Below are 8148 nucleotides of genomic sequence, written 5' to 3' on the forward strand. Positions count from 1 at the left end.
GAGGGTTTTCAGGAGAGTTTTCATGAGAACGGAGGGATGAAGTTTGGAAAAAGTAAGGATTATAAAGAAGCAGGTGTTGAGTTCACTCTTTGTGCTGGTATTCCTGCTTTGCGGCGGAGTTGCCAATGCCGCCGAAAACGAGGGCAAATCTTCTTCCATGCAGATGATGGAACGCGTGGAGATGGTGGTCTACGGAGAAGCGGGCAAGGGAGGACTCATCGACCGTCTGAACACGCTGGAGAAGGAGCTTTTTGGACGAAGCCTGCCGGGGAGCATCTCCGAACGGCATACGGCGATTCTCAATTTTCTTGAGGTCGGGACGGCGGATCAGCCCTCCATGCTTTTCAAGCTGGGCGTGGCCGAGTGGATCGTCCGGCAGGCCATACAGCCCGATGGATCCGCTCTGAAGCGGGTGGAGAGTCTGGAAAAAGAGCTGGACGGCGAAATGCAGTATGGAAAACCTGTAGCCATGCGTGTTGAGCGGATTCTTGCCACCCTGGTGGCCGATCCTGTAACTTTTCAGGAGGCTATCCTGCCCACAGCCACGGTGCTGAAGGCAAAATTCCTTGAGGAGCTCGGGCCGGCCACCTCCAAAAAAGGAGATTCGGTGAAACTTGTGCTGGCGGACGATCTTTTTGTGGATAAAATACTGGTCGCTCCCAGGGGCAGCTTCATCGACACCCGGGTTCGGGAGGTGAAACAGCCTCGGGCTTTTGGGGTTCCCGGTCAGGTTCTTCTGGAATTTCGCTCCCTGGTTCCGCTGGGGCCGCAGCAACCGCCTGTGACCGTGGGAGACGCCTCCAAAAAAGCCACTGAAGAGGCTCAGAAGGGTAAGGACAAGGGAGAGAGCGGCATCATCGGCGCGGCCGGAGCCAGCATTGGCGGAGCGGTTCTGTTGGGGCCCGTGGGGCTCATCGGAGGAGCTCTCGTTCGAGGTAACGCCGTCAAAATTCCGGAGGGATCCGTTACCTTCGTAGAGACCTCCGGCGACGTCCGAATTTCCGGCTGGCCGGTTCCGGAAAGTCTCCACATCGACCCGAACGCCACCATCAAAGAGGGCGTCGTGCCGACCACCACCACAACCACCACCATTACCACAACAACCACCACTCACGGCACGGGGACAGGCGGCAGGGAGACCATCGAACTGCCTCCCGAGCAGAAGATCAACTGAGCGTGGTTCGAGTGAAAAACAGGACGCCGGCGCGAAAATTTTCGTTACTCTGTTTAAGCGCGTTTCCGCTCCTGCTTTTTTCTCTGTGGAGCTTCTCCGTGGCTTTTGCCGGCCCCCTGGAGGACACCGTACGGATTCTGGAGCGGGAAACCTCGTTCCACTGGGGGCGCGACTGCCTGGTGTGGATCGTCCATTACCCGGAGGATCTGGTGGACCCCTGGGTGGACGCCGAGGCGGGCCGGGCCGGCATGTCGGAGGCCGAGCGGCGGGCCTACAGGGAGAGTTTTATGTCCGATATTTCCATGGGGAAGGCGGAGGCGTTCCTGTTCACCGTTTACGCTTTTGGTCCCCGCCCCCTCAGCTTTGCCCCCTTTTCCGAAAAGGTGGCTCTGGTGACCTCCGAGGGGAAACGCTTCAAACCTGTGCGTTATGACCGTTTTTTGGATCAGCCCGTGTCCGGCATCGCTCAGGGGCTGGTTTTTTTCCCGAAGCAGAAAGGTGAGGAATATGCCCTTGCGGTGCAGGGAATGGGGGTCTACGACGAGCGCCTTTTCGCCTTTGGAAGCCATCCTTCCCAGCCTTACGGCTCTCCCGCGGCCGGTGAGGCGGAGCCCGAAGTCGTGGTAGTGGAGCTTCCGCGGGCGAAGGACGGAAACAGGGCAAACGGCGGTTCCAAAGAGTCTGGAGTAAAAAAGGCGCCGCCCGAGAAAAATTCGGTCCGGAAGGCCGGTCTCCCCGACGCCCCCAAAGTCATCGAACGGCCTCAGCCGGCGCCGCCTCTGGTGACCCGTCCAAACGTTCCTGAAATTGTCATCTCCGAGCCGGAACCCCAGAGCATGGCCGATTTTATCGCGTCCGTGCGCGGGGAGGAAAAAGGCCTGAGCAGCGCCGACGAAACGGGAGCTCCCCGGGAAGATGAAAATAAGGATAACGTCTACGTCTCCAGAGAAAAAACGATTCGCTCCTTCCTGGATCTCTGGATGAAGGGCGACTCCGACGGAATGTACGCGATGCTGTCCTCTTCTTCAAGGGAGAGCTATTCTCCGGAGGCCTTCGGAGAGGAGATGCGGAAGGGCGCGGATTTTCGCGCGGCGCTGAGGGATGGCTACAGCATAAACTGGACGGGGCCCGACCGCGCGAAAATCACGGCGGTTAAGCGCCTGCTCGTGATTCGAACGCTGGCCGTGCGGACGCTGGGAGTTCTGCGGGAGGGGTCGGCCTGGAAGATCGTATGGTAAGGCGGAGCGGCCTGAACGCAAAAAATATAAGTAAAACATAAAAATATGAAGGTAAAAAAAACTCATTTTTATCTGCTGCTGTTCCTTTTGGGGGCAGGGCTGATGATTCAATACGCCTGGCGCGATTTTCACCTGGACGTGGCCCTTTTGGGGCTGGAGACGGGGCTGCCGGAGATCGTGCTGGAGAACCTGGAGTTTGAACGGGAAATCTCCGGAGACCTTTGGCGGGTGCGGGTTCCTTTCGCCCGACGAAGCGACGGGGTGGTCAGCGCGTCTTCCATCGACATTCTGCGTCAGATGCCGGACGGCAGAGAATGGTACTTCAAAAGCGGGCGGGGCGTTTTTCGCGAGGCCTCCCGGAAGGCGGAACTGTACTCCCTTCTGGGGACGCTGGAGGGAGGAACGCGGGTGTGGAACCTGGAGAGTCCCTTTCTCTCCTGGTCGGAAGGAACCAACGAGTTTCTCTTTTCCGGGGGGTTTACGATCTACGATGCGGAATTTATACTGAAAGCCGATACAGCGAGTATCGACAGCAGCGGCATCGTATTGCTGGACAGGGGAGGCACGATCCGGTGGACACAAAATGGAAAATGACAGTTCGGTGCTTTCTCCTGGCGGTTTTGTTCCGCGGAATTTTTGCGGCTTCGTTTTTTTCTCCGGTTCCCGCCGCCGCTTTTTCCCTGGCGGAGCAGCCGGAAAGTCTCCGCCTGGAGGCGGGAAGGGTTCGCTACGACGACGAATCGGGCACGACGACGGCCGAGGGCGACGCGCATCTGACCTGGGGAGAGACCACCATCCAGGCCGAACGCATCGATTATGACGCCTCCACTCAAAAAGTGAGGGCATCTTCCCCTCCGGGGGGATCGGTGGTGCTGCGCAACGGCGGACGGACTCTCATGGGCGATTCTCTGGAGTACGACCTCGATACCGGCGAGGGGCTCCTGCAGGGGGCGAAAAGCGCCGTCCCTCTGGGCAGCGGGACGCTTTACGTTTTCGGAGGAGGACTGGACGTGATCCCCTGGGATATGGCCCGGGAGCGGGGGCTCGTCAGGGGAAACTCCCTGAAGGACGCTCCCGATCTCATTGCCCGGTGGACGAAGGTCACAGCCACGACCTGCGCTCTGGATCATCCCCACTACCGCATCGAGACAAAAAGCATCACCTTCATTCCCGGCCGTCTGGTGGTGGCGAAACGCCCGCGCCTTTACCTGGGGGAAACCTATCTGCTCACCTGGCCAGCGGATTACATCGTGGAAATCGACCGCAGGGCTCTGCGGCAGTCGGTGACGCCTTACATTCAAAGCAGCGGCAGCAAGGGGACGGGCTTCGGCCTCAGCGGAACCTTCGGCTGGAGCACGGGAGCTCTGGATCTGGGGCTGTCCTGGTGGAGCCGGGTGGACCTGGAGGGAATGGCGGAAATCGAGCAGGAGCTGGGCGGAGGATGGGGCGTCCGGACAGGGGTGGAATACTCCTGGGACAAGGCCTGGAGGGAAAAAGAGTGGCGTCCGTGGGCGAGCCTGTTTTACGGCTGGAAGGACTGGCGGGCCTCCGTCTCCTGGAGGCGCAACGAGTTCGTGGAGGATCGAAAAACATCCCTTTATGAGTATCAGGGGCGCTTGGATCGCAGACCGGAAATCGAAATTGCCTCGCCCTGGATCAGGGACCCGGCCGTTCAGGGCTCCTGGCTCCGCCTCAACGCCTTCTGGGGACAATACCGGGAAAAAACTCTCGATTTTTCCGGCGGATGGACCACCCGAAGCGGCGCGCAGCTGCAGCACTGGTTTGAAACGCCGGCGGGCCGGAACCTGGATTTTTTCTGGAATCTTACGGGCAGCGCCTGGTTTTACAGAGAAAGCGACGACGAGCAGCGGGTTCTGGACGTGTTTGGAGGGCTGCGGTACCGGCTGGGCATTTTTGAGCTGGGGACCGGTTATCAGCGGCGTTATGTCGACGGGTATTCTCCAATGCTCTGGGACAGCTTCAAAGAGGCGGAACGGGTCCATCAAAAAATACGGTTTCCCGTCGGCCGGGAGTTCTTTTTGCAGGTACGGGGAAGCTACGACCTGAACGAATCCATGATCGACGAGGTCAACTACGCTTTGCAGTGGATCAACGACTGCATGAAATGGGAGCTGCGTTACCTGAACGATCGCACGTCGGGGGGAGAGGATCGGGTCAGCCTCAGCGTGTCCCTTCTGGCGTTTCCCCGGACTCCCGCGTCTTTTGGGCAGTACGAGGAGGAAGATCCCTTTCTTTCTCCGGACGATCTTCCGGAAAAGTGAGTTTTGTGCAGATTTTTATTCTTTTATTATTGAGGGGGCATTTAAGATGGTTAAGTATGAAACGCCCGAACTGATCGAACGGCTTCTGGATTTTGACACCCCGACCATCACCAACGTCATCGCCACCTATCCGAAAAATCCGAACTGCCTGAAGCTATACCACCCTTGGAAGGGCAAATGGTATACGAATCAGAGTCTGAAGTGCATGTTTCCGGAGCTTGGCCGGCGGGCGGGCTATGCCGTCACCTGCGTCTACGGTCCAAGCGACCCGGATTTCAACGGAAAACTGACGATCGCCGACATTTTTCGGGCCATCGATGCCTCTCCCAAGCCCGTCATCCTGGCAATCAAACAGGATTTTCCCGACGAGATCAAAAATATCAACGGGCTGGCGGGAGGGATGATGATGTCCTCCTTCAAGTCTCTGGGGACGGTGGGGGTACTTTCGGACGGCCCTTCCCGGGACCTGGACGAGGTACGCCCCTTCGGCATTCAGTACATGCTCACGGGGGTCACGCCGGGGCACGGAGATTTTGCGATATACGGGGTCAACGTGCCGGTGAATATTTGCGGCATGGACGTGGCGCCGGGAGACGTCATCCACATGGACGAGAACGGGGCGGTGAAGTTTCCCTCCGACCGACTGGCGGAGGTGGTCGAGAATGGCCGCAAAATGATTCTGGACGAAGGGGAAAGGCAGAAAAAAATTCTCGACGCCGAGTCTGTAGAGGAGGTTATCCGGATCTTTCAGGGGTATTGACGAGGGGGCGGGCGTCGGTCATTTTTTGTCCAGCAGGGCGATCTTCGTGATTTTCAGGTGGCGTACGCCTTTCGGGATTTTGACGAAAACTTCCTCGCCCACGCTCTTACCCAAAATGGCCTGCCCCACGGGGCTTTTTTGGGAGATGCTGTGGTTTTTGGGGTCGGCTTCTTCGGAGCCTACGATGGTATAGGTGTAAACTTTGGAAGGGCTGGTCATTTCCTTGAGTGTGACGGTGAGTCCGATGGAGACTTTTTCCGTGTCCAGTGTGTCTTCGTCCAGTATTCGCGCCTTGCTGAGCTGCATTTCGAGCTGAAGAATCCGGGTTTCGAGCTTGTTCTGTTCTTCCTTGGCCGTGGCGTATTCCGCGTTCTCGCTCAGGTCTCCAAAGGATCGCGCCTCTTCCAGCTGTCGCGCAATTTCCGCCCGGCGTTCCGTCCTCAGCTCCACCAGTTCCGCGGTCAGGCGCTCGTAGCCGCTTCGCGTCATTGTCGCTTCATTGTCGACTGTTTTAGAAGTTGCCATTCATCCGTCCTCCATATATTTCAAACTTCATATATTTCATGCTCCGTATTTTCAAAATCGCGTGGTATTTTAACAGGTATCGCCAGGCTGGGCAATAGGAATCGAATCACGTCAAATTACCTTTTTCGATGCTAAGATTACAGACAAAACGCGGCAGCGATTTTTTGCAGGAGGTGTTTGCGTGACGGATACGGCAAGAATGTCCCGGGTGCTGTCGAACCTGCAGCTTTCGAGGGATTTTTTTCTCATGCGGGTTGCGGAACCCAACGAGGCAAAGATGGGGCAGTTTTACATGCTGCGCTCCTGGGGGATGTATCCTCTGCTTTCCCGGCCCTTGAGCGTGTACGATGCGGACCCCGAAACCCTGACGTTCCTGTATAAGGTGGTGGGGCAGGGGACGAAACTTTTCTCCGGGCTGAGGGCGGGGGATTCTGTCGCCACGGGCAGGGCTCTCGGCAACACTTTTCCCGTCGTGACGGGCAGAGTGGCGCTGGTGGGGGGAGGGGTCGGCATCGCGCCCCTTTACCTGACGGCTAAAACGCTTAAAAAAATGGACGCCTCCACTCGACTCGACCTGTATCTCGGTTTCAGCGACGAAGCGGTGCTCTGCGGCGAGTTCGAAAAGGTGGGAGACCGGGTGGTGACCGATGTGGGCGGGTTCATCACCGACCGAATCTCCCCGGAGGACTACGACTGGGTGCTGACCTGCGGTCCGGAGGCGATGATGCGGGCCCTTTACGGAAAATGTGAAAAGGCCGGAACGAAACTCTACGTCTCCATGGAAAGAAGGATGGCCTGTGGTTTCGGCGTCTGCCTGGCCTGCGGCTGCGACACGAGCCGGGGCAGGAAAAAAGTTTGCGTGGACGGCCCCGTTTTTCCCGCCGAAGAAGTTTTTATATGAGAGAAGTCTTTATGTGAGAGAAGTTTTTATTTGATGCAATATTTGTACTTATATTATGAAGAGATCTTTTACGGGGTGAGGGTGCCGGTATGAGGAAGAGGTTTGCGCCATGAGAGGCGGAGCGGTGGATCTTTCCGTGGACTTTGCGGGCATAAAAATGAAGAACCCGGTGGTTCTGGCCTCCGGGACCTGTGGTTTCGGCAGAGAGCTGGCCGAGCGCTTTGACGTGGAAAAACTGGGAGGGCTGGCCTCCAAGGGGCTGACGCTGAAGGCCCGGGACGGCAACAGTGGAGTTCGGATCTGGGAGACCCCCAGCGGGATCATGAACAGCATCGGGCTGGAAAATCCCGGGGTAAAGGGCTTCATCGAGAAAGAACTGGACTGGTTCGGAAGCCTCAATACCGCCAGAATCGTCAACCTGGGGGGACACTGCCTGGACGACTACCTGGAAGGGGTATCGCTCCTGAACGACCTGGATTTTGACATTCTGGAGCTCAATATTTCCTGCCCCAACGTGAAACAGGGAGGAATGAACTTCGGGGTGAAGACGGAGGTGGCCCGGGAGGTGGTCCGCAGGGTCCGGGGGGTCTGCCGTCACCGGCTGAGCGTAAAATTGTCGCCGAACGCGGAGGATATTGTCGAGCTGGCCCGCGCCTGTGAGGAAGAGGGCGCCGACGGCCTGTCCCTGACGAACACCTTCCTTGCCATGGCCGTGGACATTTACCGGCGCCGTCCGGTCTTCGAGAACACCTACGCGGGTCTTTCCGGCCCGGCGATAAAGCCGATCTCCCTGCGGATGGTCCATCAGGTGGCCCGTGGGGTTTCGATTCCGGTTATGGGCATCGGAGGGATCTCGACCTGGCAGGACGCGGTGGAGTTCATCATGGCGGGGGCCACAGCCGTTCAGATCGGCACGGCGACCTTCATAAAGCCGGATGTGGCGCTGGATGTCATCGAAGGGACGGCGGCCTTCATGAAAGAGGAGCGCATCGAGAGCCTCGAAGAAATTCGCGGATCGATATAAAAAAAGTTCAAAAAAGGTATTGACACTTTTGCTGTACGTGGTATTATACCGAACGTTGTCAGCGAGAACGGCAACGACGAAGCCCGAAAAACACGGTGATAATCGGTGTTTATAGGGTGAGCCTATATAGGCAAAAGCAACTTGACAAAATTACAGGCGAGCCAAAAGAGGTAAAAGAGCAGTGAGGCGGAAGTCCGTTCGGAGGTCGAAAGGCTGAAGAGCCGCGGAAAGAAGCCGAAGGTCG

The 8148-nt window shown here is 57.6% G+C and carries 8 protein-coding genes; 7 read left to right on the forward strand and 1 reads right to left on the reverse strand.

Translation table 11 applies throughout. The features are described 5' to 3' along the window. The first annotated feature begins 43 nt into the window (after positions 1-43). The 5 genes from LBR61_11225 to LBR61_11245 all read left to right on the forward strand — a co-directional run bounded on the left by LBR61_11225 (position 44) and on the right by LBR61_11245 (position 5454). A complete protein-coding gene (locus LBR61_11225; GenBank protein MDR1732652.1) occupies positions 44-1174 on the forward strand; it encodes a hypothetical protein in 1131 nt (376 codons plus the stop codon). A gap of 2 nt (positions 1175-1176) precedes the next feature. Further along, positions 1177-2412 carry a hypothetical protein gene (locus tag LBR61_11230; GenBank protein MDR1732653.1) on the forward strand — a complete coding sequence of 412 codons (1236 nt, stop codon included), beginning with the start codon at positions 1177-1179 and terminating at the stop codon, positions 2410-2412. Between the two features lie 102 nt (positions 2413-2514). Further along, positions 2515-3006, forward strand: coding sequence for a hypothetical protein (locus LBR61_11235; GenBank protein MDR1732654.1), 492 nt, complete (start codon positions 2515-2517; stop codon positions 3004-3006). Then, on the forward strand, positions 2985-4694 hold the full coding sequence (locus LBR61_11240) for a hypothetical protein (GenBank protein ID MDR1732655.1): 1710 nt from the start codon (positions 2985-2987) through the stop codon (positions 4692-4694). Before LBR61_11235 ends, LBR61_11240 begins: the two co-directional genes overlap by 22 nt. A 46-nt stretch (positions 4695-4740) precedes the next feature. Continuing rightward, positions 4741-5454: a hypothetical protein gene (locus tag LBR61_11245; GenBank protein ID MDR1732656.1), complete on the forward strand. Its 714-nt coding sequence runs from the start codon at positions 4741-4743 to the stop codon at positions 5452-5454. Between the two features lie 18 nt (positions 5455-5472). Here the strand turns inward: LBR61_11245 and greA are convergent, their stop codons facing one another. Continuing rightward, positions 5473-5979, reverse strand: a complete 507-nt coding sequence (gene greA, locus LBR61_11250) for a transcription elongation factor GreA (protein ID MDR1732657.1) — start codon at positions 5977-5979, stop codon at positions 5473-5475. 181 nt (positions 5980-6160) lie between these two features. Here greA and LBR61_11255 point away from each other — a divergent pair, with 181 nt between their 5' ends. Both LBR61_11255 and LBR61_11260 read left to right on the forward strand, forming a co-directional pair. Beyond that, positions 6161-6880: a dihydroorotate dehydrogenase electron transfer subunit gene (locus tag LBR61_11255; GenBank protein MDR1732658.1), complete on the forward strand. Its 720-nt coding sequence runs from the start codon at positions 6161-6163 to the stop codon at positions 6878-6880. A 109-nt stretch (positions 6881-6989) separates the two neighbouring features. Continuing rightward, a complete protein-coding gene (locus LBR61_11260) occupies positions 6990-7904 on the forward strand; it encodes a dihydroorotate dehydrogenase (protein MDR1732659.1) in 915 nt (304 codons plus the stop codon). Positions 7905-8148: the final 244 nt, after the last annotated feature.

It is taken from the genome of Synergistaceae bacterium (assembly GCA_031272035.1).
Taxonomy (GTDB): Bacteria; Synergistota; Synergistia; order Synergistales; family Aminobacteriaceae; genus JAISSA01.